This window comes from Chryseobacterium indologenes, from assembly GCA_016025055.1.
Lineage (GTDB): Bacteria > Bacteroidota > Bacteroidia > Flavobacteriales > Weeksellaceae > Chryseobacterium > Chryseobacterium indologenes.
In genome coordinates, this window is sequence record CP065590.1 from 4,331,747 (window position 1) to 4,358,090 (window position 26,344).

Genomic DNA, 26,344 nt, shown 5'->3' on the forward strand with positions numbered 1-26,344 from the left:
AGTTTTGAAGTTTATAAATATTTCCTACCTTTGCAACGGCAAGTCCTAAACAACCAGCTCCTGAGAATCCTCCAGGGTGGGAACGCAGCAAAGGTAATCGGTCGTAGCGGTGTGATTTAGGTAGCTTGCCATTTTTTTTTGTTTTAAAGTAAGAAGAGAGGTAATTTGATAATTATCTTTTTTTGTTTTTAATACCTTACGCATCATTTTCATTTTTTCTAATTTTCAGTTTACCTCTGTCAATAATTGATTAAAATTCGAATGTCTCTCCCAATTTTGGTAAAACAAGTTCTACATTTTTGTCTGCAAAATGCTTCAATGCACTTTCATGATTGATTTCAATCGCAGGGAATGTATCAAAATGACATCCGATTACTTTGGGAGTCTTTAATAATTCTGCCGCAGCAAAAGAAGCTTTTCTAGGACACATTGTATAGTGACTACCGATCGGAAGGATAGAAAGGTCTAAATTCCCGTATAATCTTGGGAACAGCTCCATATCTGCCATCACTCCGGTATCTCCCGCCAAATAGATATTCTTACCTTCAGGAAGTCTGAAGATATACCCTACAGGAACGCCTCCATAGCTTCCATCCGGGAAAGAACTTGTATGGTGAGCCGGAACCATGGAAATTTTAAGATCGTCGATTTTTGCCGATCCTCCTAAGTTCACATCATCAATATTTTTAGCCTGTTTGAAGTAACCACATACTTCCGGTACTCCGATCACGGTAGCTTCCGGATAATGCTGCAACACTTCCGCTACATCTGCAATATGATCTCCATGGGCATGGGTCAACAGAATATAGTCGATTTTTTGTGCGGCAATATCAAAACCTGACTCCGCTTTTTTGTAATTGTAAAAAGGGTCGCTTAAAATGGTCTTGTCCTTGTAGGTGAACAAGAAGCAATTTTGCCCTAAAAATTGTATTTTCATTGTACGTTTAATTTTAAATTATTATTATTAAACACAAATGACTCAAATGATTTCACCAATAACACCATAAGGATCGTGACATTCGTGAAAGCGTTTCTGTCATCTGTGTTTCTTTAAAACGCAAAGCGTTTAATTGAGCTATTTTGAAGGAAATTTATCTTCTATGAGCCTCAGGTTGATTCCATGTTCCAGATACGCCTTACAACCGTCCAAAACCGTCGTAAAACCACCTGTATTGTCATTAATCTGCTTAAGGAGTTCTTCGCCTGTCTGACGAAAGCCGGAGCTCTTAATTACCACAAGACTTCCGTTTTCCATCTTCTTAAATTCATAGTCTACGTTTACTGACGGCTCGCCCCATTGTGTTTTGATGAGTTGGTTGGGAATAATCCGGAGAACGTTTACTACGTTTTTTACGTTGTACATTTCCCACTCCCAGGTTATGGTCTTACCTTCTTCTAATTTTCCGGTAGATTTTGTAAACCAGAAATTAGTGGTCACTTCAGGGTTGATGAATGCTTCAAAAACATCTTCAACAGGTTTTCTGATAAGCATTTGTGCTTCAACATAGACATTGGAACTCATGATAATAATATTTTAGATTTAGTTAAACAGATTAAGACCTGCTGCTGTAAGGATAGCCATTACAAACGTCATAATTCCTACCTGCTTCAAATATTGATCAAGCTCCTTCGGCTCCTTTACAGACATGATATTTCTTCTCAGTTTTGCTAATGGAAACAACAGGATCATGACGATGAATACATAGTAATTTTGCGCCTGAATAAAGCCATTTACTCCTAAAAAGATCAGAATCAATACCAAAGGAAGCTGTAGCAGGATCATTTCATAGATCATTGCATTTTTGAAACCGATTCTCAATGCAAAACTGTTTTTTCCTGATAATTTATCGCTTTCAATATCTCGCATATTGTTGAGATTCAAAACGGCCATGCTCATCATTCCCACAGCTGTTCCGGGTAACAACATATCCCAGCTGAATGTTTTTGTAAACAGGAAATAACTTCCACATACGGAAACAAGTCCGAAAAAGATAAAAACAAAAACATCACCCAGCCCCATATATCCGTAAGGTTTCTTCCCTACCGTATATCCGATCGCGGCTAAAATACATGCTACTCCCAACCCTATAAAAATGTAGAATTCATTCATATATTCAGGAATAAAAGCAACATATAATAAAGCAATAGTTGCAATAAAAGACAGTACCGAGAAAAGAATGACCGCATTTTTCATTTGTTTTGCCGTAATTTTCCCTGATGCTACTGCTCTTGCTTCTGCTTCATTGATTCTTTTTGCATCGGTTCCTTTTACTCCATCACCGTAATCATTAGCATAATTTGATAGTATCTGATATAAAAGCGTTACCAAAAGTGCCAGAGCAAAAATTCTCCAGTCCCAGATTCCGCCTTCCTGATAAAGTCTCCATTTTGCAATGAAAGCTCCCATAATGATTCCGCTAAGTGATAACGGTAAAGTTCTGAGCCTCGCGGCTTTTATCCAATCTGTCATAATTTATAAGTAATGGGTAATGGGTAATAAGTAATGGTATTATGACGCATTATTTATTACGCATCACCAGTGTTATGATATCCATTGATCTTCTCCGAAGTTTGGTTTTCTTTTTTCCAGGAATGCGTTTCTTCCTTCTTTAGCTTCTTCTGTCATATAAGCCAGACGGGTTGCTTCTCCTGCAAAAACCTGCTGTCCCACCATTCCATCGTCAGTAAGGTTCATTGCAAATTTCAGCATCCTGATTGACATCGGAGATTTTGCTAATATTTCCTGTGCCCATTCATAGGCTGTATCTTCTAATTCTGCATGGGGAACTACTTTGTTTACCATTCCCATTTCGAAGGCTTCCTGAGCTGAGTAGTTTCTTCCTAAAAGAATATTTCACGGGCTTTCTTCTGTCCTACCATTTTTGCCAGATAAGCAGAGCCATACCCTCCGTCAAAGCTTGTTACATCGGCATCTGTTTGTTTGAAAATAGCATGTTCTTCACTTGCCAGCGTCAAATCACATACTACATGAAGTGAATGACCACCACCAACTGCCCATCCCGGTACCACGGCGATCACTACTTTTGGCATAAAACGGATAAGACGTTGAACTTCCAGAATATTCAGACGGTGTCTCCCGTCTTCACCTACATACCCCTGATCTCCCCTTGCCTTCTGATCGCCTCCGCTACAGAAAGCCCAACCGCCATCTTTAGGACTCGGCCCTTCTCCTGAAAGCAAAACAACTCCTATTGAAGGATCTTCAGAAGCGTCATAAAATGCATCATACAATTCTGAAGTTGTTTTGGGTCTGAAAGCGTTACGCACTTCCGGTCTGTTAAAAGCAATCCTTGCTACTCCATTACATTTTTTATAGGTAATATCTTCGTATTCTTTAGCGGTTTTCCACTCAATCATTTTGTAAAAATTTTTCTCAAAGATACGGAATTACAGAGAATTTTCGGGGTGAAATTTAGCATTCCGGGGTGTTCATTTTTATAAAAAAACCGGAACATTTCTGTTCCGGTTTTTAATTGTGTAGTAAATACGAAGATTATTTGGCTGCAGCGCTTAATTCAGCTTCTTTCGCTTTCATTTCTTTTACTTTATCTATATTCTTTGTTACTACATAAATTTCTTTCAATGTAGTTACAGCATCAATGCTTTTTGGAGCTACTTTGTACCATCCTTCTGCGAATGGAAGAGCTTTAGTAAATCTTTCTCTTCTTGCATCAATGAGCTTAGAAGCTTCATCCGGCTTATCTTTTCTTAAAGCGTTGATATCTGCTACAACTTTACCATCGTCTCCGATAGTTGTGTACACAAGATTCTGGTAAGCTTCAGCAAAATCAGGCTTAAGCTCTATGGCTTTTTTGAATGATTCCAGTGCATCGTTCGTTGTGGCAGGAGTTTTAGCCTGCATCACCCCAAGGTTGTACCAGTTGGTTGCATCGTTAGGGTTTTTAGCTAACTGCTCCTTCAGACCGGTAACAAATTTATCTGTATTTCCTGACTGAAGATATGCTGTCGTCTGAGCTTCTTTAAGTTTAGCATTGTTTGGGAATTTTGCCAATCCTTTTTCAATGATAACAAGAGCTTCATTTGATTTTTTAGCATTAAGAAGCAATGAACTTAGTGTTTCATATAATTCATGTTCTATACTTGGAGTCTGTTCTGTTTTGAAATCAGAGTATTCTGAATTCTTTTTCATAAGATCCCAGGTAGCTTTGTCTAAATTCACAACCTGTCCTGACTTCTTTTCCTTTGCAGTATAGGTAGTTTCTACCCCTGTAAATCCGGAGTTAATCAGATCAGTATATATCTTGATAGATGCATCACTGTTGTTGGCTAATGCATGGCTAAGCCCTGCATAATACATATAAATTTTATTATCCTGACCATTTGCTTTCAATAAGTCGTAGATTTCTACAAACTTAGGGGCAGCAACGGCATAATTTTTAGCATTATATGCATCCATAGCAGCTTTGTTAGCAGCCTGGAGCTGAGCATTTATATCACCTTTCTGCCCGAAAGCAAAAGCTGAAGCTACGATAGCCATTCCTAAAATTAGTTTCTTCATAATAACTATTTTATATTTAATTGTACAATTTATTCTTCAGAATCAGAATTTCCGTTTTCTTCTGCAGAGGTTTCATTATCATCTTCAAGGTTATCAAATAATGAGCCTACTCCCTCTTCGATTTCCCCTTCCAGTCTTTCTGCTCCTTCTTCAATCTCTTCAGAATCATCTTCTACCTCCTTATCCATTTCTACTTTGGCAATGGCAGCGATTTCGTCATTTTTCTTAAGATTGATCAGTCGTACTCCCTGAGTATTTCTTCCCATTACTCTCATTTCATCCATTCCCATTCTGATGGCAACTCCTGATTTATTGATAATCATCAATCCATCTTCGTCTGTTACATTTTGAATAGCAATCAGATTTCCTGTTTTTTCGGTAATGTTTAGGGTAATAACTCCTTTTCCTCCTCTGTTCGTAATTCTGTAGTCTTCTACTGCAGTTCTTTTTCCATATCCTTTTTCAGATACTACAAGTACAGTTTCGTTCTCTACATCATTCACAACAATCATACCAATAGCTTCATCACCGTCTTCAAGCAAGATTCCTCTTACCCCGATCGATCCTCTACCTACTTCTCTTACTTTTTCTTCAGGGAAACGGATACACTTACCGTTTTTAGTAGCAATCATAATCTGAGAAGATCCATTGGTAAGGTAAGCTCCTAATAACTGGTCATTATCTCTGATCTCAATGGCATTCACCCCGTTTACCCTTGGTCTTGAATAAGCTTCCAATGATGTTTTCTTAATAGTACCGTTTTTGGTTACCATTACAACACTCATCTGGTTTACGTATTCAGCATCCTTAAGGTTGTTGGTTCTGATGTATGCTTTAATTTTATCATCCGGTTCAATATTGATCAGGTTTTGCACTGCTCTTCCTTTTGCTGTTTTTGAACCTTCAGGAATTTCAAATACTCTTAGCCAGTAACATCTTCCTTTTTCAGTAAAGAACAACATATACTGGTGGTTGGTTGCGGAAACAATGTACTCCAGGAAGTCAGAATCCCTTGTTGTAGCCGCTTTGTTTCCTACACCTCCTCTACTTTGGATTTTATATTCTGAAAGAGAAGTTCTCTTCACATATCCGGCATGTGAAATCGTAAGAACTACGGATTCGTTCGGAATAATATCTTCAATAGACATTTCTCCTCCTGAATAGTCGATTTCCGTTCTTCTTTCGTCGCCGTATTTTTCTTTGATTTCAATCAATTCATCCTTGATAATCTGGAATCTTCTTGGCTCATTGGCTAAGATATCTTCTAAATTCTCAATCTCTTTCATGATGGCATCATATTCGTCACGGATCTTATCAAGCTCCATTCCGGTCAGACGAGCCAATCTTAGATCAAGAATTGCCTGGGCCTGGATTTCAGATAATTCAAAGGCTTCAATCAAGCCTTCTTTTGCAGCCTGAGGGTTTGCACTGTGACGGATAATAGAAATCGCTCTGTCAAGAGCATCTTGGGTCCCGATCACTTTCATGAATCCTTCCAGGATATGGGCTCTTTCTTTCGCTTTCTTAAGCTCAAACTGGGTTCTTCTTACAATAACCTCGTGTCTGTGATCTACAAAGTGATGGATAATATCCTTCAGGTTCAGCTGCTCAGGTCTTCCGTGTACCAATGCAATATTGTTGACACTGAAGGAAGTCTGAAGAGCGGTATATTTATATAAAAGGTTCAGAACAACATTCGGGATCGCATCATTTTTCAATTCATATACAACACGAAGTCCTGTTCTGTCTGATTCATCTCTGATCTCGTGGATTCCCGGAATTTTATCGTCTTTCACAAGCTCGGCAGTTCTGGCAATCATATCTGCCTTGTTGACCTGATAAGGAACTTCGGTAACGATAATAGCGTTTCTGTTTCCGATTTCTTCAAAATTAACTTTAGCTCTTAGCACCACTCTACCTCTACCGGTATGGAAAGCATCCCTCACTCCGTCATATCCGTAGATAATCCCACCTGTAGGGAAATCCGGAGCAATGATGTGCTGCATCAGTTCGTCGATGGTGATTTCTTTATTGTCGATATAAGCACAGATAGCATCTACAGACTCGGATAAGTTGTGCGGTGCCATATTGGTTGCCATACCTACAGCAATCCCTGATGTTCCGTTTACCAAAAGGTTGGGAACTTTTGTTGGCATTACCGTTGGCTCCTGCAAGCTATCATCGAAGTTATTCTGGAAGTCAACCGTTTCTTTATCAAGGTCTGAAAGAACCTCATCAGAGATCTTTTTTAATCTTGCCTCCGTGTAACGCATTGCTGCAGGCGGGTCACCATCCATTGAACCGAAGTTACCCTGTCCGTCTACCTGAGGATAACGTAGGCTCCAGTCCTGCGCCATTCTTACCATTGCATCATATACAGAGGAATCTCCGTGTGGGTGATATTTACCCAAAACATCCCCAACAATTCTAGCAGATTTTAAATATTTTCTATTAGAAAAAACCCCTAATCCATACATACCATAAAGCACTCTTCTATGAACGGGTTTCAAGCCATCTCTTACATCAGGTAACGCTCTTGAAACGATAACTGACATCGAATAATCGATATAAGATGACTTCATTTCATCAACAATGTTGATAGGAATCAGTCTTTCTCCTTCTTTTTGCATAAACAAATTTTATTATAATGATAGTCAGGCTTTTAGCTGTAAGCCTGAAAATTATTTATTTCCAATTTTTATTAACGGGCTAATTTACGAAAAAAATGCCGATTTTTGCCCTAGAATTTATCCACAAAATCTTAAAAATTCTTAAAATATGAGCGTATTAAGTATAACTTTCCACTGCACGAAAGATAATCTAGAAGAATGGGAAAATTATATTGATGAAACCCTGGTTTTGATGACCGAAAATCTTATGGATGTCAACAAATATATTTTATCTGAAGTTCATAGTGATTATATTGATGAAGGAAAAAATTATAATTTGCTGTTGGTCTTTGATAATGATGAACTGAGAAATGATTTTCTTGAAAGTGAATTGAAAAATATAGCGGAGCGAATTGAAGCTCAATTCGGACAGGAAGTACTGATCTTCGACACGCTCCTGAATCCGAAGAAATCTAAGCTGTAACGCTACAAACAAAAAGCACTGAAATTTCAGTGCTTTTTGTTATCTGTGATGTCTATGGCCACGACCTTTGTGGTGATGCCCGCGATCGTCATAAATATATACCCGGTCTGCATGACCAGGAGCATAATACCTGGCACTTCCTCCATATACTCTTTTTGCATGCCCGGGAGGCATTCCTCTTCTGTCATGAACCACACATGATGATAACATGACCACCATCACTACGCCCGATGCAATTTTCAACATACTTTTCATTATTTCACTTTTTCAAACTTAGTAGCAAAATATATCAATGTTGATGCCAAATCGACTTATTAATTTTTCCGGTTTTTTCTTTAATATCCTCTTCTCTTTTTAACCTGTCCGGGAGCATAATCTTTAGCGCTTCCTCCATAGATTTTTTTGGCTTGTCCGGGAGGAATTTTATTTCCATTATGATAGCCATTATATCCCCCTATTGTCGTATGCCACACATGATGTTAACATCAATGTCACAATAAGGACTCCTGTAATTTTACCTATATTTTTCATTATTTTCACTTTTCCAGTCTTAACGGTGAAATATATCAATGTTGATGCCAAGATATTTTTAACGTAAGAATTGTAAATAAATAGTTGATAAAATCAAACCAGGATGATGATATTTATAGCATTTCACTTCTTTTTTCAAACATGATAACGTCTTTCCATACACCGTTGAGTTTTCCTAATCTTTTGCGAACTCCCACTATTCTGAAGCCGTTTTTCTGGTGAAATTTAACTGAAGCGTCATTGTCAGAGAAGATGTTGGTCTGTAATGTCCAGAATCCGTGGTCCTCGCTATCTAAAATCATCTTTTTAAGCAATACCGAACCCAATCCCTTTCCCTGATATTCATTATCGAAATAGATACTTACTTCCGCCACTCCTTTGAAACATTCTCTTTTGCTTACCGGCTTTAGGGCACACCATCCCACGACTTTATTATCTTCGTTTTCGAGTACCCAGCGGCAATCATTAAAATATTCCATATCCCAGGCCTCAGCGGTTGGAATTTCTGTTTCGAAAGTGGCCATTCCGCTATCCACACCTTGTTTAAAGATTTCCAGCACACGGCTTTCGTCGCTGGGAAGCATTTCTCTTAATTCGTAATTCATTGCGTTTAGTGATATTTTCTTTTTATTTTTCTTTTAATCCTTGCATAATGGGTCTGTTTACTTTTTCCGTCTTCAGAAACCACACTGATATTCCCGTCTACTTCCAGAACAGATAATTTTACATGTTTTATATCTTCAATACCATGTTCACGAATGGCTTCCTCCAGTTCGTCCTGTGTAATTTTTACACGGTTTAAAGCCGTCTGATCCGCAATTCCGTCCCTAATCAATATGACAGGTTCATCTTCCATAAAGGTTTCGAAAGAACGGCTTGAGAACATTAACCGTTTCAAAATGAAATTAGCTAAAAACAGGACGAGCGCAGCCACAATGCCACCTTGTAATGATGTGTCGGGTCCTACCATTGCGTTTTGAACTGCATTGGAAATCAAAAGCAACAAAACAACATCCCCGGCATTAAGCTGAGAAAGCTGATTTTTTCCAAACAGACGAATTCCGATTACCATAAACAGGTAAACACAAAGGGAACGGACTGCAACATTGAGAATAGGATCCACTATTTTTTTATCTACTCAAATGTATTGATTTTTTACGATTGATGCGAAAAGTATTTATTGCATTTACGGAATAAAATATACAAAAGCATTCAGGATAAAATCCTCCTGTAAGAGACTTTGCCCGTTACTTAAATATATTACAGCTTTGGTATATATTTTGAACCCAAAGTGTGAGTAAATACACAAATCATGATGAAACAATTTCTGGTATATCTTGGTATTTTATTTTTCGCTATCTCCTGCAATAAAAAGGGAGAGTCAGCTGCATCAGTCAGTGACAGCATTAGCATTACAGCAAAGATCAATGCACTGTACAGCCAGTATGGGAAGTCTAATGAAATGGTTTACAAGCAACCAATTCCGGGCGATTTATTTTCCGAAAGCCTGAAAAAAGAACTGGAAAAAGCCATAGAAACTTCAAAAGCAGATATGGAAAAAGTGAAAAAGAGCGCCCATCCGGATGAGAAACCCCTGATATTTGAAGGAGCCATTTTTTCAAGTTTATATGAGGGCTTTACCAGGTATAAGATTCAATCCACAGATATTCATGATACAACAGCTGATGTGACGGTTCAGTTTGAATATAATCAGGCTACTCCTCATGTAGTATGGACGGATAAGGTACATTGTATCAAGGAAAATAACCAATGGAAAATAGACAATATCAGTTTTGATCCGATAGGGAATTCAGGAAACCTGAAGATAAGACTTTCTGATTTTATTCAAAATACGCCTTAATAGAAAAACCGCTTTTGGAAGCGGTTTTATATTTTTTTACGGACATTGAACGATTGGAACGTCACTGCAAAAAACTTTATTTGCCCATTCGCAATACGTGCAGTATTGTTTAGGTTCTCCTCCGTACACTGATTTCAAATCTGACTTCGTCAGTTTCTTTACATTTTTCATATGGTTTTAATTTTATGGTATTTCAAAAATATATCTATTTTATGCCTAAAATATTATAGGTTTACCATAAAATTTTACAAGATTATCACCCATATTATAAAATGAAAACATTTTTGAAATACGCAACTCATACAATTCAAAGGAGATAGGATTTTTGACCGTTTTTTTCTTTGCTATCTGTTATTAATCTCGACAGTTACCGGCATCACGTAAGTATAGGCAACCATATTGTCACTTAGTTTTCTGCGGTCTACTCTATAATCCAGTTCACTGAGAACGGTTTCAATTTCTTTGCTTACAGTTTTGCAGTCTCCTGTTGAATGTACATTGACAATTTTTCCGTTATCCGCAATATCAAATTTTACTACGGAATTCACTGTTCCCTGTTTATAGTCTGTATTGGTAAGATCAAAATTTTCAACCAGCTTATTTCTAATATCGTTAAAGGTTTCATTTTTATTCAGTTGGATTTCCTCTATGGTATTGTGGTCTGTAGCCTGAGCCTTAACCGTATTGGATACTGTTGCGAATCCACAAACAAAAAGTGCTGCCATTATTATTTGAATTCTATTTTTCATAACTATTTGGTTTTAAATATTATACTAAACTTATTCTGAACCTCTTACCAAAGTTATTAAAATTATTCATACTAAATTCATATTGAGTTAACATTCAGTTAACATTAAAACATAAATAACTGATTTTCAATTAAATAAATTTTAAATAATTGAAAAATTTAATATTGGAACCTCTTGAAAACAAAAAAAGAATCTGCTTTTGCAAATTCTTTTTTATACATATGTTACTATTATCTTATTCCAGTTCCCTCTTCAAAAACTTCCCAGTCAGGCTTTTCTTTGATTTCACAATTTCTTCAGGAGTTCCCTGTGCTACAATCTGCCCGCCGTGTTTTCCTCCTTCCGGTCCTACGTCGATGATATGATCTGCCAGTTTGATGACATCCATATTATGTTCGATGATGATGAATGAATTTCCTAGTTCTACCAGTTGATTAATAGCATCCATCAAAATTTTCACATCTTCAAAATGAAGTCCTGTAGTAGGTTCATCAAGGATATAAAGGGTGTTTCCGGTTTGTCTTTTTGCTAATTCGGTTGCCAGCTTGATACGTTGGGCTTCTCCTCCTGAAAGGGTTGTTGATTGCTGTCCTAAGGTAATATATCCTAATCCGACATCCTGTAAGGTTTTAACTTTGGCAAAAATCTTAGGAATCGGCTGGAAAAATTCTACGGCTTCATCAATCGTCATGTCCAGTACATCAGAAATGGATTTTCCTTTGTAACGAACTTCAAGGGTTTCCCTGTTAAAACGTTTTCCATTACAGGTTTCACAATGAACGTAAACATCGGGAAGGAAGTTCATTTCAATCACCTTTAATCCTCCGCCCTGGCAGGTCTCACACCTTCCACCTTTTACGTTGAAAGAGAATCTTCCAGGTTTGTAGCCGCGGATTTTACTTTCCGGCAATTCTGCGAAAAGGTTTCTGATGTCGGTAAACATTCCTGTATACGTAGCAGGATTGGAGCGCGGTGTCCTTCCGATCGGAGTCTGGTCTACATCTACAATTTTGTCGATATTTTCCAGGCCCTCAATTTTTTTGTACGGTAGAGGTTCCTGAACGGCTCTGTAGAAATGCTTATTCAGGATCGGATATAAAGTTCCGTTGATCAGGGAAGATTTTCCGCTTCCTGAAATTCCTGTAACGACAACTAATTTTCCAAGGGGAATATCAAGGGTTACATTTTTAAGGTTATTTCCTGTCGCTCCTTTCAGTACAATATTTTTGCCACTTCCGGCTCGTCTTTCTGCCGGAATTTCGATCTTTCTTTTTCCGTTGATATATTGTGCAGTAATGGTATCTGCCTTTAATAAATCTTTCGGTTTTCCCTGCCAAAGTATTTCACCTCCAAATTTTCCGGCTTTCGGGCCGATATCCAATACCTCATCGGCTTCGAGAATCATATCTTTATCGTGTTCTACCACCAATACTGAATTTCCGATATCCCTCAGGTTTTTCAGTGAGTGAATCAGTCTTTCATTGTCTCTCTGGTGAAGCCCGATACTTGGCTCATCAAGAATATACAGGACATTCACGAGCTGAGATCCGATCTGAGTGGCCAGACGAATTCTTTGCGATTCTCCTCCTGAAAGGGTTTTTGAACTTCTGCTCAGGCTTAAATAATCTAATCCGACATCTAAAAGGAACTGAAGTCTTGTTTCAATTTCCTTTAAGATTTCGTGAGCAATAATTTTATTTTTCTCCGAAAATTTATCTTTAACATCAGCCAGCCATTCTTTTAAATCAGCAAGACTTAAAGCATTGACCTCAGCAATATTTTTTCCGTCAATTTTAAAGCTTAAGCTTGAAGGCTGAAGACGGGTTCCGTGACATTCCGGACAGGTTTCTTCTGTGGTAAAATGTCTTTCCAGTAAAATAGCTTCGTACGATTCCCTCTCATCAATAATCTCTTCCATGAAAGCAATCAAACCATCGAAACTGATCTTTATTTTCTTGGTGATTCCTGCATACTTAAGGTCTTTATTGAATTCTTTGTGACAACCATTATAAATATAGTCTAATGCTTCATCAGGAATATCCTGTAAAGGAGTTGTCATTCCAAGACCAAAGATCTCGAGGATATTTTTGATCTGTGACAGAATCCATTTGTTGGATTTGATATCTTCCAATGGCAAAAGCCCACCCTGGTTGATGGATAATTTAGGATTGTCTACGAAGTAATCTGTATTGATCTTTTTAATCATTCCCAGCCCCTTACAATTGGGGCAGCTTCCTTTCGGAGAGTTGAACGAGAATGTATTCGGTTCCGGCAATGCTAATGAATGTCCGGTTTCAGCATCCATAAGGTTTTTGGAGAAATACTCAATTTCTGAACTTCCGAGTTTCTGGATTCCTATAATTCCTTCTCCCATTTCCATTGCTGTCCGCAATGATTTTTCCATTCTGCTTTCGGAAGCTTTTTCTCCAATGATCCAGCGATCGATTACAATATCGATATCATGGGTTTTATAACGGTCAAGTTTCAGATCGTATTCGATATCCTGAACTTCGCCGTCTATTCTGGCCTGCCCGTATCCTTTTTGGCCATCTGTACAAAAAGTTCATGATAATGTCCTTTCCTGGATCGTACTACAGGAGCCAGCAACATGATCTTTTCTGTTTTGTAATTCTGCTTGATGGTTTCAAGAATCTGCTCTTCGGTATAGCTGACCAGTTTCTGACCTGTTGTTAATGAATATGCATCAGATACTCTTGCATACAAAAGACGCAGGAAATCATAGAGTTCGGTAACCGTTCCTACAGTAGAACGGGGATTTTTATTGGTTGTTTTCTGCTCAATAGCGATCACAGGAGAAAGTCCTTCGATTTTGTCTACATCAGGACGCTCCAGACCTCCTAAAAACTGACGTGCATAGGCAGAGAATGTTTCTATATACCGACGCTGGCCTTCTGCAAAGATGGTATCAAAAGCCAGTGAAGATTTTCCACTCCCGGAAAGACCGGTGATTACGACCAGTTCATTACGCGGGATTTTTACATTAATATTTTTTAGATTGTGTTCACGAGCTCCGTAAACTTCTATATATTCTGTTGATTTGCTCATAATTCGGGATGATTTTGCCTGAAAATCACAACGTGCAAAATTACGGAAATTTTGTGGAATTTTTTTAACTATCTCATGGATAAAAGTTATACCTGCCCGATCGTTTTTGCCACTCAAATTATGAAATGAAGCTGAAAGTGGCCGAGACCATGTTCTGAGACTGTTTGTTTTTGGTGAATAGAAATAAAAAAAGACTGATATTATTTGTATCAGTCTTTTTTTTGAATATTTTTATTTCACAAACGTATTGTAAGCACTCAAGACGCTTTCATAAGAGGAATCCATCTGTTGAATATTGCTATCCGGGATCTTACCGGCTTCTTTGGAATCTCTGATGAGCTTTCTATAATTATCTACAAAACCTGAGGCAGTTTTGTTAAAGCTTTCAAACTGAGATTTTTTATAAGAATACTGCTGGTCTTTTACATTGAAATCCATTTTGGAATTGGCTTCTACCAGTCTTGCAAATTCATCATATTTTTTCTGGGCTTCAGCTTCATTAAATTTTCCTTCATATTGTTTCCCTAAAAGATCAATCACTGAATCTAAAGAATTCATCACATTTTTGGATGAGATGATATATTCTTTCATGGGATGGTCTTTTAAAATCACCTCTTCTGCGGCATCTGTAGCAGGTTTTATCTTTGCCATCACATTTTCCCCTGCTGTGAATAAAGCATCTGCATCAGCTTCAATTTCTTTTTTGATGGCTTCTGCCTTTGCCCCTTTATCATCTTTATAATCCTCAGAATTCATATAGGACTTAAGTTCCTCTACTTTTTTTCTATATTTTCTTTTTTGGCTTTATAGGTATTAAAATCGGCTTCAATAGCAGCTTTATCTTTTCCAAATCCGGAAGGAACTTCTTTAATCTTTGAAATCGTATAATCCATGGAGCTGGTGATAATAGGCATAATCATCACTCTTCCTCCTTTGGACTTTACTACTGCTTCTTCTGTATATTTTAAGATTCTCTCAATATGTTTGGAAGTATTTTTGTAGGAATCAACAAAATTATTATTAAAATCAATAATAGAATTGGCTTCCGTCTCTCCTCCCAGGTTTAAGACAGCATTACCAATTTTTTCTGCACCTTTTTTACAACTTACGGCAGTAGCTGTCAGAGACAGGGCCATTGCCAACACGATAATCTTTCTCATATTTTATTCGTTTTGCTTTTCATTTATATATCCTGAAAATCAATATCTTCATTACTTATCTTTACTATATATTCAATCCCATCTATTGCTTTTGCAATGATCTGGTTTCTGATAATATTAGCCATATTTTCCCAATAGGCTCTTCCGTAAAAGGAATAATTCTGTGGAATAATCTCTACTTCAACGGTTCTTACAAAGCCTTCTTTAGGTTTATTGCTGATCATGGTACCTCTTCTGACTCTCACTTCTCTGAGTTCATCTTTCAGTATCATGCGGCAATAATTTTTAACATCTTCAAGAGAAATAATCTTATCTCTTGTTGTCAGCGCATATTTATACGCCTGAATGCTATCTGTCCCTTTCTGTTCTTCCGAGCCGCCTAAGGTTTCTGTAAGCAAGACAACCGTCTGCGATTTCAGCTGATTGGAAAGTTCGGTGCCCGGACGCATATGATTGGCAAGTGTACAGTGGGTAACCCAAAACGCCGCATAGGTATGGTCTGTTTTTTCTACAGGCTCCATAATGACGTAGTTCAGCTCCTGTCTGATATTTCTTTTGGCATTGTTAACTTTCTGCACCATTGATTTCATCTTATCAGACATCTCACTGAGCACGCCTTTTACATTATCCCTGTTTAGTAAGGAAAATGCTGCAATCTCGTCTCTTGTCAATTCAAGAACATTCGCGATCATGTCTACGGCATTTCGATTGGTGAAACGTTCCATTCCTCCTTTTCGTACGGTGTATAAACCTTTTTTCAGATCATCGGCAGGTGTGAAAGGGATTTCTGAGTACTTTCTTCCATCACCGTCCTGAACTTCATCTACATACAGGAAATGTTCTCCTTCATCCGTTACCAGAGGGATGTTATTTCCCATGATATCGAGACTGTATTCTGTTTTTTTCCAACCTCTGTTGTAGATCGGGAAAGCATTGAGTACAAATGAAAAGTTATCCAGTATTTCTGCGGAAAACTGCGGTGGAAACTCAAAAGTAAGCCATAAGTACGGTTTATTGTCCAGATATCTTGTAATCTCCTCTTTTTCGGCAAGGAAATCAAGATTTTGAGGAAGTTGGCCGGGTGCTGAAAACAGGCTTTGAGAAATTCCTGTCACTTCAATAAATTTATGGCGATAGATACTCTTGATATCTTCAATTATTTTATTACGGATCGACTGTTCTTTAAACATTTGTTCGTACCCGTCAGAATGGCTTTCGGTAAGATAACTCAGTCCTTCTCGTACAAACAAAGGGTTTCCGTTGCTGGAAACGGTAATATACGGTAACAGTTTATACACAAAATCCAGGTGTTCAAAAGCCGGATTTGAGCAGAAAATACTTAAATATTTAGGGAAGTTTTCACTGATATATTTGCTTGTATCAATTCCTATGGTAATTTTTCTGTAATCTTCAGTTCTTCCCTGAAACCTTGCAATAGGAATCTTATTGAACCTGTCGTCAATACTGTAGCAGGTATTTCCCACAAACATTACAGAGGTATGAACTTTATTGATCCGCACATTGCCTACGGGTGTAAAGGGAATGTTCAACTGCTTATCTGATTCTGATTTTACCGTGGAAGTCATTTGTTTACGGAAGAAAAATTCTGTGTGCTCCAGTAAAACTTCTGAGGAATCGTAAGGCTGCGTAAACGCAACTGCGTGGGCCGGAATAGGATGAGTATATATAGATGGGGTCAGCAGTTTTGCCAGTTTTTCTAAAATTCGGGCATTCACTGTCTGTATTTCATTATTCGCTTTAAAGACTTCTGTGCTGAATGCGTCTATGAGCAATTTTACAAAAGGATCCAATGACTGCGGGCTTTTCAATCCCCAGACTTTAGTTGCATTCTGAAGCATTCTTGCTTTTACAGATTCTTTAGAATAAATATTCTGATCTAAATTCATGATTTCTTAGCTGTTAAAAATATTAATCAATAGACATCGGGCTCAGGAATAATTCTGTTGAAAAACTGAAACGTTCTCCTGTTTCCTCCATTTTGGCATTGATGGCAATTCTTACTTTCTTTTTAATTTCTGTGTGTTCTTTGGTGTCGTAGCTGTGTTCTACGAATTGGATATGAGCATCAATCTGCGGGTGTACAATTCTTGGTTCGTATTCCTGAATTTGTCTGCGAAGGCTTTTGATAAAAACATTTTCCCAGACGGCACTTGTAACTCCGTTGTCGAATTCCAGGTTCCAAACGTCGTTTCCGTAGTTTTCATCATATCTGTTTTCTCCCTTTTTGGTGGTGATCAGCAGCATAATATTGTGAGCTATGCTTTCTCCCATATCGCAGGTATCGATACTTCCGCCTTCGGTCATTAAAGTAGACGGCACGAAAGGCATTCTGTAATTTGGTGTATCCATAACTTTTTGTTTTTACTTCATGGTTGTGTTTACTTAAAAACGAAAGACCAAAATACAAATTTTCACTAAATAATTATTACAATACCTTAAAATATTATTCAAAAACAGGGCTTTCAAAACAAATTGAAAGCCCTGCATTGGTTATTTTTAGTATGTCATTCTATGGGTTTTGATCTTTATTCTTCCGGTTAATAAAATAATATACCGGCAGTCCCAGTAAAACCATGACAAAGCCCGGCCAGGTGTATTGTTGTTTGTAAATCAATAACAAAATACAAAATCCTGTTCCTATTACAAGATATATAATCGGTGTTACCGGATACAGCCATGTTTTATAAGGTCTTTCAAGGGCAGGTTGCTTTACCCTTAGATAAATAACTCCGAAAACAGTAATCATATAGAATAAAACGATTACAAAAGAAATCATATCAAGAAGGTTTCCGTACTGCCCGCTCAAACAAAGGAGCGAGGCCCAGATTCCCTGCATCCAGAGAGCATTTTCCGGGACTTCATTTTTATTATTTTTAACAGCTGACTTAAAGAACATGCCGTCTTTTGCCATGGTCTGAAAAACCCTGGCTCCGGCTAAAATCAATCCGTTATCACAACCAAAAGTTGAAATCATCACCAGTAAGGCGATAATAATAGTTCCTGCACTTCCAAAAATATTCTGTGAAGCTCCTACTGCTACCCTGTCTGTCACAGCAAAGGCAATTCCATCCCTGTCCAGCGCATTTAAATAGACAAAATTGACGGCGATATAGAGAATCATCACAGCAGAAGTACCAAAAATCATTGATTTTACGACATTCTTTTTAGGATTATCAATTTCTCCGGAAACAAATGTTACGCTTTCCCAGGCTACCGAACTGAACACAGATCCTACCATGGCAGCTGCAATACCTCCCAATAAAGTCATTCCTCCGATAGATTCCCAACCTTCTTTAAGAAAATTCCCCTGTATATCTTTCTTAAGATTACTGAATGCGCTGGAACCGAAACTGAAATTTTCTGCCAGATGAGAAGCATTTACAAGGATAAAGCCTAGGGTGATCAGTCCTAATAAAGCTATAATTTTAGAGCCTGTAAATATATTCTGAAGAAATTTTCCACTTTCTACACCTCTGGTATTGATGTAGGTAAGAAGAAGTATCACGGCTATGGCCAGAATTTGCATCCAAGTGATTTTAAACTCTCCACTTTGAAACAAAGGGGCAGCATCGTTAAGTGCGGGAATAAGGTACGCGGTATATTTACCAAAAGCCATGGCTACTGCAGCGATTGTTCCCGTCTGTATCACGGTAAACAGTCCCCAGCCATACAGGAAACCCATTTTTTTCCGAAAATTTCCTTCAGGTATGTATATTGTCCTCCGGCTTTAGGAAACAGTGCGGAGAGTTCACCATAACTGATAGCAGCTGCTACCGTCATGACTCCGGTGATAACCCATACTACAATAAGCCAGAATCCGGAGCCCAAATTACGCATCATATCAGCGCTTACAATAAAAATTCCGCTTCCGATCATGGATCCCATTACGAGCATAATGGCGTCCCATAGTTTCAGTTTTTTTTGCATAGTCAAGTATAGGCGTCAAATATAAACAAATCTGCCTTTTATTTTGAAATTTGTTTAAAATTTACCAAAACACATTATTTTTATCATTTATTATTCTGTTATGATTCGGTTTTAATTAGTATTTTTGGAAAAATTATTAAAAATGAAATTCAAAGCTTTATTATTGGCAGCGGCAGTAAGTGTTTCTTCATGGGCTTTTGCCCAGGAGGTGGGGCCGCCGGCAGGGAATGCACTGGTAGGTGATACTTATGGAGGTGAGGTTTCTTCATCTGTTGAATCTAAAGCCATTACGGTAGATAAACTGAGTAAGCAACTTAAAAAAGACAACAAAAAGGTTGAAAATGTTGTCATTAAAGGAAAGGTAACGGATGTTTGTGATAAAAGGGATGTTGGCTTACCATTCAGACGGAAGACAATTCAAAGTTTTTTGTTAAAATGAAAGACTATGCTTTCTTTGTACCGACGGCTTTAAAAGGTAAAAATGTAGTATTGGAAGGAAGCGCTGAAAGAAAAGTAACTTCTGTGAATGAACAGAAGCATTATGCGGAAGATGCTAAAAAACCTCAGGCTGAAATTGATGCTATCACGCAGCCTAAAGAAGAAATCAGATTTGTAGCTAACGGAATTAAAGTGGTTAATTAGGCTACTATATCCAGAAAAGCACATTGAGCAAATTCAATAATAAAACAGAAGCTCCGGAATCTATCCCGGAGCTTCTGTTTTTATAAGATTTGGATAAAATCTTATTTCAATTTCGTGTTGAGATCTTTTATCAACTTAGAGAAATATTGTTATCTTAACAACAAAATTATGATCTTAAGAAGCTTTAAAAAAGCTTTGTTAAAAGTTTCGGCAATCCTTCGGATTGCCGAAACTTTTACTCTTCAATTGTAAAATCTACGGCTGCATCCAATTTAGGATACTTATTGGCAGAAATAAATTTTTTCCCGGTACAGTCTATTTCCAGCCATCCTTTTCTTCTTCGTACTTCACCGGCTTCCATTACAAAAGGAACAAAAGAGATTTCATCTTTTCCATCTTCTTTTATTTCTCTGTACTGAACCGCGATATCCAGGATACACTCATGCTCTGTATTAAGTTTTACGTTCCTATAGATAATATCGTAGTGCGTTTCTTTATTTTCAGGAATTTCAAGATAGCTCTCCCATCCTGTTGTATCAGAATTAAGTTCACACATTGCCTTCAATGCATAATAAAGAGCAATAGTATAATATTTTCGGGTTTCTTTTCTGGTATAGTCATCTATAAAGTGACCGCCTTCGAATAAAATGGTAGGCATTCCTCCTTTAATGAAATTATCTCCCGTAGAAGTTGGATAAAATTCATCAGAATATCTTCCGATATGGTCCGGGATCATTTCTTTCAGGTGGTTAAAGACACTTCCGATCACTGCCATACATTTCTTCCTGTTTTCGGTTACCGTACGCTCCACATTTTCAGAAGGTGCTAAAAAAGAAAGTGTAGCAGGATGAGTACCGTCTGTAGTAAAGATTGTTCTCTGCTCGTGTAAATTTAATGCATAATCATATTTCTTTGCAGCCACGGCATTTTTAAGATATTTAATCTCCTTGCTGGCTTCGTTATGAAAATCTCTGTTAAGATCAATATCTGCTGCATTCAGTCGGGTCCATCGTTCAGAACCGTCCGGGTTCAGCATAAAAATAAAATCCAGTTTGATTTTACTGAAAAGATCATCTTTTAGCTCAGGAGCATTATCAAGGCTTACCAAAAGATCGAGCATCGCATGGGTGGCATTGGATTCGTTTCCGTGCATCTGTGACCAGGCGAGAACCTGAATGTTACCGGTACCGACACTTAGCTGGTAAATAGGCTTACCCAAATAGGATGTTCCTATCTGTTGAATATAATCGCTGAGATTGGTCTGTAGGTAAGAAAATAATTTTTCAGGGGAAATATAGCGATTTGAGAAATCAGGGGTTGGAGTATAGATCTGTTCAAAATTCATTGTTGGAATAGTTTACAAAAATCAAATTTAACCATTTTCAAGGATAAAAAGAGGATTAACATTAGTAAACTAAGGCAAAAATCAATAATTTACAAATGTGTCGGCTTATAAATTCGATTTACATAGGTTAAATATTATTTGATTTTACAATAAGCAAAAGATTAACAATCGTAACATTGTTAAACACTTGGGTATGACAAATTGTCTGTGGATAAAAATGTGGATTGCGAATATTTTAAACACATACATTTAATATTATAATTATCAATTAGTTACACTGATTATTTAAATAATTTTTATAAGATTACTTGAAGTAATAAAATAGCTGTTTTAGGCTGAATAGGTATAATTTTTTTAAACATCCGGATGACGAAAAATCTAAAAATTCAGCCATTTATATAAATGTAAAACGATAAAAAATCAGAAATTTAAGATCCATTATCTTTCTTGATTTTAATTTGCTCCTACTTTTCCATTTCGTAAATCAAAGACCATATTTTTGTATCATACTACGGGTTACAATTTATTATTTGGGTGTTTACATAAGTAATTTACAAGATAATTTACCATTGTATATCAATATAAACTATTATATAACAGAATATTATACCTTATTATTCGTTTTTTAACCGATATGTAGTGCAAAGTATTATTTACCGTTGTAAATATGTATAAAAAGGATATTTATCAGTCAAATACCCCTCTTATTTGATGGAAATTCACAATATTAAATCCCTTTATAGGATCATTATGGTTAAACTCAACTTTCCTTCAGAACCTTTTGTGCTTAGTGATAAATGTAATAATACAAATATAATTAATACATAAATAACTGTTTTTTAAATACATACATATTATTTACAAATGTATATTATTAAAATAATTCGTAGTTTACATTTGTGGTTTGCTTTTGTAAATTTATTGTTTTACATTTGTAACATAATAGAAAGTTTATTTTTATGAGTCTGAACGAAAGAATTTCCAAAGTGATAGAGTATTCCCGACTTACTCCTTCTGAATTTGCTGATGAGATCGATGTACAGCGTTCATCCATTTCGCATATTACCTCAGGAAGGAACAAACCTTCTCTGGAGTTTATCGTAAAAATAAAGTCCCGTTTCCCGGAACTTCTTTGGGATTGGTTGGTTACCGGTGAAGGAGAAATGTTACAACCGGAATTACCGGAAACGAAAGAAGCACCTGCAGCGGAGGACGATGAGAAAATAAAAACAACTCCTCTACCCGATCTTTTTACCATGATCAATACCGATGATGATTTTGGAGCGGATGAGACCGAAGCTGAGCCTCTAAAAGCAAGTCCCGGAGAATCGTTTATACCGTCCGGGAATAAAGCTCCTGAAAAAATAAACGATTCTCAGCGATTAGAAAATTCAAGTGAACAAATATTAAGTCAAATGTTTGGTAATCAAGAGAATAAGATAAAACGTATTGTTTTGTTTTATGATAACGGAAAATTTGAAAGTTTTGAGCCATAAAAAACCTGATCAAAGAAAATGATCAGGCTAAAAAATATTTGAAGAAGAAAACTAAAGCTATTTGCTTTACTTTATTGTTAAAATCTTAGTGCCATGCTAAGAAGCTGCTTTTTACCTCTCCAACTTCCGGCTTAAGTCATTAGCATCTAAAAATTTTTGGATATGATGAGTAAGTGATTATTACTTTTCCTGACACGGAGATCATTCCGTCACGGGAAAGATAAACAACAATCATTGAAGATATTTTTCATGCATTAGTTTTTTATGATTATACCAAATATAATAATATTAAATTAAATTATCAACAAAAATTAATTTATTTTAATAAATAATTAACCTTTAAGTAATTTAAGCTTATTATTGTTAATCGGAATCTATAAAACCTGATATGGTAACCAGAGCTTTGTATGAATGTTTTAAACGGAAACACAGATATTATTTTCTTCCGGATCGCGTTCATAGAGCTTTTCCTTATTCTAATCCATAAAAAAACCCGCGAGATTGCGGGTCTGTATTATATTTTACAACAATTTTTATTGCTTTTTTCTTCTTTCCAGTTCTTTCTGAATCAATCCAAGCTCTCTTCCGGTTTGTCCGGCTACAGAAGTATTTTCTCTTGCTCTTCTTGTAAGATATGGCACCACATCCTTAACAGGGCCATATGGAAGGTATTTAGCCACGTTATAGCCTTTATTGGACAGATAGAAGGTGATATTATCACTCATTCCGTAAAGCTGTCCGAAATAAACGTGTGGATTACCGTTTTCCATCGATTTAGCCTTCATCTTATCCATGATCAATTCTGACGAAATTTCATTATGGGTTCCGAAGAATGCCGATACTTTATCCAGATGATCCATCACAAAGTCAATTCCTGCATTGTAGTTTTTATCAGATGCTTCTTTGGTTGGCTGAATCGGATCAGGATATCCTTTTTCTGCGGCTCTGGCTCTTTCTTTTTCCATGTAAGCACCACGAACAATCTTATAACCGATAAAATAATTCTTTTCTCTGGCTCTTTTAAGATTTTCCTCCATATACTCCAGTCTTCCTGTTCTGTACATTTGGATCGTGTTCCAAACGATAGGCTTTTGCTGGTTATATTTTTCCATCATTTCCTCACAAAGGTGATCTGCTGCATCCTGCATCCAGGTTTCTTCCGCATCAACCATTACTTTTTTATCATTTTCATGACAAAGGGCACATACCTCATCGAATCTTTTTACGACTCTCGCCCATTCTTCTTTCTGGCTTGTCGTAAGTTCTGCTCCTTTTCCAACCGCTTCGTAGATATCAATTCTACCAAAAGCTGTAGGTTTAAATACAATAAAAGGAATTGCCGGATTTCCTACCGAGAACCTTACAATATCCTTAATTTCTTTACATACTGCATCAAAAGTTTCTTCATCTTCCTTACCTTCAATAGAATAATCGAAGATACTTCCCACTCCTCTTTTGAACAATTGTTTAACCACTTTCATGCTCTCTTCACGGGTTTCTCCTCCGCAGAATTGCTCAAATAAAGTGTTTTTCACAATTCCTGTAACGAAAGGAAAATTATGATGTACTGTGAAATTAAGGACAGAAGTTCCAAGGCTTGTAAGAGCAGGCTGTTCAATCATTTTAAACATCCAGTACGCCTTTCTTAATTGTGCATCAGATTTATCTGCAAATGCAACTTTAGTATCGTTAAAAATGGGCATTCCTATTTATTAAATTTAGTTATGCAAAGGTAATAATAACCTTAGTTTATTTAAAGATTTTTTTTACAATTTATGCTCTATTCCGTTTAAAAGCATTGCAATAATGCCTACAAAAACCCAAAATCGCAAAATATTCAAAGTCAGGAAGTTGCTTCTCCTTGAAGAATTTAAGAAGAGATAAATGCAAAAAATCATCACAAATAATCCTGCGGCAAAGTAATAGGCCATGAAGCCTGATACCCCTGTTCTGGTAATTATTTTCATCGAAACAGCCATAGTTACCACCAATAAAGTGATCAGAATTGCTTTCGTGTTCCTGCTTTTAAAGTAATTGGGAATGGTTGTGTAGCCGAATGTCTTATCTACGGTCCTGGTGAGCGTGTCTTTTACAATGTCAATACACAAAAGAATAAGGAAAAGAAATACGGCCATCAGGAATACCTTTTTAGAGAAAGTTTCATAATACACCATCATTCCAAAAAAAGGATATAGGGTAAGGCTTACAAAAGTAAGATTGTTTATAATCAAGATACGGCTCAGTTTATGGCTGTAGAACCACATAAAAAACTGATAGACCACAAAAAACAGGAAAACATTATGGGAAATCATCCATGCCACACCCAGCGAGATAGCGCTCAGCCCCAGGTAAGCATACAGAAAATATTTCTGCTTGATAAAACTCTGAACCCTTGTTCTGAAAGGTTTTACGATGTGATCTTTTTCCAGATCATAAAACTGATTAATAATTCCTCCCGCCAAAATGGTAAGAACCGTGCAAAAGATAATGCCGTGAACTTTAAAATCGAATACAAAATTCCGGAAACTTTCCTCCTGGTTGAAGAGGAAAAAGGTAGAAACATACAGGGCAAAGGTAAGCAGAGCGGCTACAAAGAACCTTGCTCCGAGCAAAAAGCCCACGAATTGTGAAAATCTGTAAAATAGAGATTTTGAGACATAATTTTTAGATTGGAAAGTTTCTTTTTCAGAATTCATTTCCAACCTGTTTAAAATCTATAAATCACCTCTTTTTGGAAGCCATCAAGCATTTTTTCTGCTTTTTCATAGTCTTTGGTAAATCCAAGGATGTAGCCTCCGCCGCCACTTCCGCAGAGTTTAAGATAATAGGCATTGGAATCCAGTCCTTTTTTCCAGATGTTAAAAATACTTTCCGGAATCATCGGACGGAAATGTTCGTAAGCCCAATAGGAGAGTTTTTTGAGGTTTCTGAAGAAAGGATTCATATCTTTTTCAGGAACGAATCAATACATGCGTTGTTATAACGGATAAATTCTTCTTTAAGTGTCTTGCGGAAACCTTCTGTTTTCATTTTTTCAAAGAAAATCTGAATCATCGGTCCTGTTTCTCCCGTAATTCCTGAATCAATAAGGAAGATTGCTCCTTTTCCTTCTTCTCCTTCGGGGATAGATACCCGGTCTAAATTTTCTTTATTTTCGATCAGAATCGGCAGGTTCATATAACAGATCAAAGGATCCATTCCTGAACTTTTACCATGGAAATAGCTCTCCATTTCCCCGAAAACAGCTTTTAATTTTTTGAGATTATCTTTTGATATATTTTCAGGATTTGATTTACTGACCGAATATTTTTCAAAAATAGCGGCTACCAAAGCTCCTGAACTTCCCACACCATATCCCTGAGGAATATTGGAATCAAAGAAAAGCCCATTGGCAATATCATTTTTGAAGGCTTCAATATTCAATTTGAAATCATCAGAAAGATCAAGGGTTGTAAGATAATCTGAATATTTTTGCAGATGTCTGTTGGAGCTAAGTTCAAATTCAGAACTTAGATCTGAGAATTTTAAAGTTCCTTTATAGAAGCTGTATGGTACAACGAGCCCCTGGGAATCTTCAATCATTCCATATTCTCCGAACAGAATTATTTTTGCATAAAATAAAGGGTTGGTCATATTGACAATAAATCTTTTTGCAAAGTTAAAAATTATTCCGCTGAATATAAACAAAATTCAGGCCGAATTGTTGCCTGTTTTGATTTAATGTATTTCTAAATGATAAAAAATCCTGACAGCCCCAGGTTTTATGAAGTTAATCCCTGTAAAATTATCGTTGTATCAACTTTTTCTTTATAGTTTGAATCGATGAAAGATTAATTTCCTGCTTAATCCTTTTCAAGATGAAGACGACATAATAATTGAAATTTAATTTAATAAAATAAAAAAAGACGTTAAA

19 protein-coding genes, 1 other RNA gene and 6 pseudogenes are annotated in these 26,344 nt (G+C 36.8%); 5 read left to right on the forward strand and 21 right to left on the reverse strand.

What is annotated here, in order from left to right; translation table 11 throughout:
* Window positions 1-36: 36 nt before the first annotated feature.
* Window positions 37-134, forward strand: an RNA gene (gene ffs / locus H3Z85_19975) — signal recognition particle sRNA small type.
* Window positions 135-250: 116 nt separating this feature from the next.
* Here ffs and H3Z85_19980 read toward each other — a convergent pair.
* The 6 genes and pseudogenes from H3Z85_19980 to gyrA all read right to left on the reverse strand — a co-directional run bounded on the left by H3Z85_19980 (window position 251) and on the right by gyrA (window position 7,170).
* The gene (locus H3Z85_19980; GenBank protein ID QPQ51516.1) at window positions 251-937 is read right to left on the reverse strand and encodes a metal-dependent hydrolase; all 687 of its coding nucleotides are present in this window, start codon (window positions 935-937) and stop codon (window positions 251-253) included.
* Window positions 938-1,075: 138 nt separating this feature from the next.
* The gene (locus H3Z85_19985; GenBank protein QPQ51517.1) at window positions 1,076-1,522 is read right to left on the reverse strand and encodes an SRPBCC family protein; all 447 of its coding nucleotides are present in this window, start codon (window positions 1,520-1,522) and stop codon (window positions 1,076-1,078) included.
* Window positions 1,523-1,540: 18 nt separating this feature from the next.
* A complete protein-coding gene (gene menA / locus H3Z85_19990; GenBank protein ID QPQ51518.1) occupies window positions 1,541-2,470 on the reverse strand; it encodes a 1,4-dihydroxy-2-naphthoate octaprenyltransferase in 930 nt (309 codons plus the stop codon).
* A 72-nt stretch (window positions 2,471-2,542) separates the two neighbouring features.
* Window positions 2,543-3,378 (reverse strand): annotated as a pseudogene (locus H3Z85_19995) (1,4-dihydroxy-2-naphthoyl-CoA synthase).
* Window positions 3,379-3,514: 136 nt separating this feature from the next.
* Window positions 3,515-4,540 (reverse strand): hypothetical protein, encoded by a 1,026-nt coding sequence (locus H3Z85_20000; protein ID QPQ51519.1) that lies wholly within the window; start codon window positions 4,538-4,540, stop codon window positions 3,515-3,517.
* Window positions 4,541-4,569: 29 nt separating this feature from the next.
* A complete protein-coding gene (gene gyrA / locus H3Z85_20005) occupies window positions 4,570-7,170 on the reverse strand; it encodes a DNA gyrase subunit A (GenBank protein QPQ51520.1) in 2,601 nt (866 codons plus the stop codon).
* Between the two features lie 148 nt (window positions 7,171-7,318).
* Here gyrA and H3Z85_20010 point away from each other — a divergent pair, with 148 nt between their 5' ends.
* Window positions 7,319-7,633: a DUF4286 family protein gene (locus H3Z85_20010; protein QPQ51521.1), complete on the forward strand. Its 315-nt coding sequence runs from the start codon at window positions 7,319-7,321 to the stop codon at window positions 7,631-7,633.
* Window positions 7,634-7,672: 39 nt separating this feature from the next.
* On the opposite strand, the gene H3Z85_20015 is transcribed toward H3Z85_20010, so the two are convergent.
* The 4 genes and pseudogenes from H3Z85_20015 to H3Z85_20030 form a co-directional block, all read right to left on the reverse strand.
* A complete protein-coding gene (locus tag H3Z85_20015) occupies window positions 7,673-7,888 on the reverse strand; it encodes a hypothetical protein (GenBank protein QPQ51522.1) in 216 nt (71 codons plus the stop codon).
* Window positions 7,889-7,968: 80 nt separating this feature from the next.
* Window positions 7,969-8,164 (reverse strand): annotated as a pseudogene (locus tag H3Z85_20020) (quinol oxidase subunit 4).
* Window positions 8,165-8,277: 113 nt separating this feature from the next.
* Window positions 8,278-8,769, reverse strand: a complete 492-nt coding sequence (locus H3Z85_20025; GenBank protein ID QPQ51523.1) for an N-acetyltransferase family protein — start codon at window positions 8,767-8,769, stop codon at window positions 8,278-8,280.
* A gap of 5 nt (window positions 8,770-8,774) precedes the next feature.
* Complete coding sequence (locus H3Z85_20030; protein QPQ51524.1) at window positions 8,775-9,287, reverse strand: DUF421 domain-containing protein; 513 nt, start codon at window positions 9,285-9,287, stop codon at window positions 8,775-8,777.
* A gap of 189 nt (window positions 9,288-9,476) precedes the next feature.
* Here H3Z85_20030 and H3Z85_20035 point away from each other — a divergent pair, with 189 nt between their 5' ends.
* A complete protein-coding gene (locus H3Z85_20035) occupies window positions 9,477-10,025 on the forward strand; it encodes a DUF3828 domain-containing protein (GenBank protein QPQ51525.1) in 549 nt (182 codons plus the stop codon).
* Window positions 10,026-10,369: 344 nt separating this feature from the next.
* Here the strand turns inward: H3Z85_20035 and H3Z85_20040 are convergent, their stop codons facing one another.
* From H3Z85_20040 to H3Z85_20070, 7 genes and pseudogenes are all read right to left on the reverse strand, one after another.
* The gene (locus tag H3Z85_20040) at window positions 10,370-10,774 is read right to left on the reverse strand and encodes a hypothetical protein (GenBank protein ID QPQ51526.1); all 405 of its coding nucleotides are present in this window, start codon (window positions 10,772-10,774) and stop codon (window positions 10,370-10,372) included.
* 235 nt (window positions 10,775-11,009) lie between these two features.
* A pseudogene (gene uvrA, locus H3Z85_20045) lies at window positions 11,010-13,840 on the reverse strand (excinuclease ABC subunit UvrA).
* A gap of 231 nt (window positions 13,841-14,071) precedes the next feature.
* A complete protein-coding gene (locus H3Z85_20050; GenBank protein ID QPQ51527.1) occupies window positions 14,072-14,596 on the reverse strand; it encodes a DUF3829 domain-containing protein in 525 nt (174 codons plus the stop codon).
* Between the two features lie 17 nt (window positions 14,597-14,613).
* Window positions 14,614-15,000, reverse strand: a complete 387-nt coding sequence (locus tag H3Z85_20055) for a hypothetical protein (protein ID QPQ51528.1) — start codon at window positions 14,998-15,000, stop codon at window positions 14,614-14,616.
* Window positions 15,001-15,023: 23 nt separating this feature from the next.
* A complete protein-coding gene (locus H3Z85_20060) occupies window positions 15,024-16,907 on the reverse strand; it encodes a type VI secretion system baseplate subunit TssF (GenBank protein ID QPQ51529.1) in 1,884 nt (627 codons plus the stop codon).
* 22 nt (window positions 16,908-16,929) lie between these two features.
* Window positions 16,930-17,370, reverse strand: a complete 441-nt coding sequence (locus tag H3Z85_20065) for a GPW/gp25 family protein (GenBank protein ID QPQ51530.1) — start codon at window positions 17,368-17,370, stop codon at window positions 16,930-16,932.
* A 160-nt stretch (window positions 17,371-17,530) separates the two neighbouring features.
* A pseudogene (locus H3Z85_20070) lies at window positions 17,531-18,948 on the reverse strand (amino acid permease).
* Between the two features lie 142 nt (window positions 18,949-19,090).
* Between H3Z85_20070 and H3Z85_20075 the strand changes: the two are divergent.
* Window positions 19,091-19,590: pseudogene (locus H3Z85_20075) on the forward strand (DUF4920 domain-containing protein).
* Window positions 19,591-19,825: 235 nt separating this feature from the next.
* Here the strand turns inward: H3Z85_20075 and H3Z85_20080 are convergent.
* Window positions 19,826-20,935, reverse strand: coding sequence for a peptidase M14 (locus H3Z85_20080; protein ID QPQ51531.1), 1,110 nt, complete (start codon window positions 20,933-20,935; stop codon window positions 19,826-19,828).
* A gap of 959 nt (window positions 20,936-21,894) precedes the next feature.
* Here H3Z85_20080 and H3Z85_20085 point away from each other — a divergent pair.
* Window positions 21,895-22,431: a helix-turn-helix transcriptional regulator gene (locus H3Z85_20085; GenBank protein ID QPQ51532.1), complete on the forward strand. Its 537-nt coding sequence runs from the start codon at window positions 21,895-21,897 to the stop codon at window positions 22,429-22,431.
* A gap of 533 nt (window positions 22,432-22,964) precedes the next feature.
* On the opposite strand, the gene H3Z85_20090 is transcribed toward H3Z85_20085, so the two are convergent.
* From H3Z85_20090 to H3Z85_20100, 3 genes and pseudogenes are all read right to left on the reverse strand, one after another.
* The gene (locus H3Z85_20090; GenBank protein ID QPQ51533.1) at window positions 22,965-24,134 is read right to left on the reverse strand and encodes a proline dehydrogenase family protein; all 1,170 of its coding nucleotides are present in this window, start codon (window positions 24,132-24,134) and stop codon (window positions 22,965-22,967) included.
* A 63-nt stretch (window positions 24,135-24,197) separates the two neighbouring features.
* Window positions 24,198-25,127, reverse strand: a complete 930-nt coding sequence (locus tag H3Z85_20095; GenBank protein QPQ51534.1) for a UbiA family prenyltransferase — start codon at window positions 25,125-25,127, stop codon at window positions 24,198-24,200.
* An 11-nt stretch (window positions 25,128-25,138) separates the two neighbouring features.
* Window positions 25,139-26,064: pseudogene (locus tag H3Z85_20100) on the reverse strand (mevalonate kinase).
* Window positions 26,065-26,344: the final 280 nt, after the last annotated feature.

What these genes read in the sequence shown, in the direction of transcription:
- H3Z85_19980 (QPQ51516.1), bottom strand. Translation starts at nt 937, where the DNA reads ATGAAAATACAATTTTTAGGGCAAAATTGCTTCTTGTTCACCTACAAG.
- H3Z85_19985 (QPQ51517.1), bottom strand. Translation starts at nt 1,522, where the DNA reads ATGAGTTCCAATGTCTATGTTGAAGCACAAATGCTTATCAGAAAACCT.
- menA (QPQ51518.1), bottom strand. Translation starts at nt 2,470, where the DNA reads ATGACAGATTGGATAAAAGCCGCGAGGCTCAGAACTTTACCGTTATCA.
- H3Z85_20000 (QPQ51519.1), bottom strand. Translation starts at nt 4,540, where the DNA reads ATGAAGAAACTAATTTTAGGAATGGCTATCGTAGCTTCAGCTTTTGCT.
- gyrA (QPQ51520.1), bottom strand. Translation starts at nt 7,170, where the DNA reads ATGCAAAAAGAAGGAGAAAGACTGATTCCTATCAACATTGTTGATGAA.
- H3Z85_20010 (QPQ51521.1), top strand. Translation starts at nt 7,319, where the DNA reads ATGAGCGTATTAAGTATAACTTTCCACTGCACGAAAGATAATCTAGAA.
- H3Z85_20015 (QPQ51522.1), bottom strand. Translation starts at nt 7,888, where the DNA reads ATGAAAAGTATGTTGAAAATTGCATCGGGCGTAGTGATGGTGGTCATG.
- H3Z85_20025 (QPQ51523.1), bottom strand. Translation starts at nt 8,769, where the DNA reads ATGAATTACGAATTAAGAGAAATGCTTCCCAGCGACGAAAGCCGTGTG.
- H3Z85_20035 (QPQ51525.1), top strand. Translation starts at nt 9,477, where the DNA reads ATGATGAAACAATTTCTGGTATATCTTGGTATTTTATTTTTCGCTATC.
- H3Z85_20040 (QPQ51526.1), bottom strand. Translation starts at nt 10,774, where the DNA reads ATGAAAAATAGAATTCAAATAATAATGGCAGCACTTTTTGTTTGTGGA.
- H3Z85_20050 (QPQ51527.1), bottom strand. Translation starts at nt 14,596, where the DNA reads ATGAATTCTGAGGATTATAAAGATGATAAAGGGGCAAAGGCAGAAGCC.
- H3Z85_20055 (QPQ51528.1), bottom strand. Translation starts at nt 15,000, where the DNA reads ATGAGAAAGATTATCGTGTTGGCAATGGCCCTGTCTCTGACAGCTACT.
- H3Z85_20060 (QPQ51529.1), bottom strand. Translation starts at nt 16,907, where the DNA reads ATGAATTTAGATCAGAATATTTATTCTAAAGAATCTGTAAAAGCAAGA.
- H3Z85_20065 (QPQ51530.1), bottom strand. Translation starts at nt 17,370, where the DNA reads ATGGATACACCAAATTACAGAATGCCTTTCGTGCCGTCTACTTTAATG.
- H3Z85_20080 (QPQ51531.1), bottom strand. Translation starts at nt 20,935, where the DNA reads ATGAATTTTGAACAGATCTATACTCCAACCCCTGATTTCTCAAATCGC.
- H3Z85_20085 (QPQ51532.1), top strand. Translation starts at nt 21,895, where the DNA reads ATGAGTCTGAACGAAAGAATTTCCAAAGTGATAGAGTATTCCCGACTT.
- H3Z85_20090 (QPQ51533.1), bottom strand. Translation starts at nt 24,134, where the DNA reads ATGCCCATTTTTAACGATACTAAAGTTGCATTTGCAGATAAATCTGAT.
- H3Z85_20095 (QPQ51534.1), bottom strand. Translation starts at nt 25,127, where the DNA reads ATGAATTCTGAAAAAGAAACTTTCCAATCTAAAAATTATGTCTCAAAA.